The organism is Salinimicrobium oceani (genome assembly GCF_012037645.1).
In genome coordinates this window covers 1-498 of the sequence record NZ_JAAVJR010000451.1, presented here as the reverse complement: position 1 = coordinate 498, position 498 = coordinate 1, and the positions used below count along the sequence as shown (strand labels likewise).

The window sequence follows — 498 nt, the reverse complement described above, 5'->3', positions numbered from 1 at the left end:
CCATTAGAAGCCTCAGGAGAAATAGGATCTTTATCAGAACTTTTGCCGGCTACCGGAGTTGTTTTAGAGAAGTTTTACCCTATTATGATTTCACTTTTCATAATGCGCCGCATAAACAGTACATTTTTCTGCCGGATGGGGAAATAGAGATCGAAACTTCTCCTGGAGATAAAAGAAACTTTGGCGTAGGGGAGATCCTGCTTATGGAAGATACAGAAGGGAAAGGCCATAAGACCGTAACTTGAAAAAGCAAAAAAGAAGACCGGTCTGTATAGGGCTGGATTGCGCTTTCTAAAAACAGGAAAATATGGTAAAAATGGTAATTGAGGCCCGGCAGGCATCCCTGGGAGAAGGCATGCAGGTAAAACGGATCTTACCTTTCCGGAAGCAGAGAATGGTGGGCCCCTTCATTTTTATGGACCACGGCGGGCCGGTACCACTGCGCCCCGACATGAAGAAATCCATGGATGTATTGCCCCATCCGCACATTGGGCTTTC

Annotated in this window: 1 protein-coding gene and 1 pseudogene; both read left to right on the top strand. The window is 46.0% G+C overall.

What is annotated here, in order from left to right; genetic code table 11:
* Positions 1 to 245: cupin domain-containing protein (locus HC175_RS17690; RefSeq protein ID WP_479685238.1), on the top strand; the 245-nt coding region annotated here is incomplete at its 5' end.
* Between the two features lie 62 nt (positions 246 to 307).
* Positions 308 to 498: pseudogene (locus tag HC175_RS17685) on the top strand (pirin family protein); the annotation flags it as partial.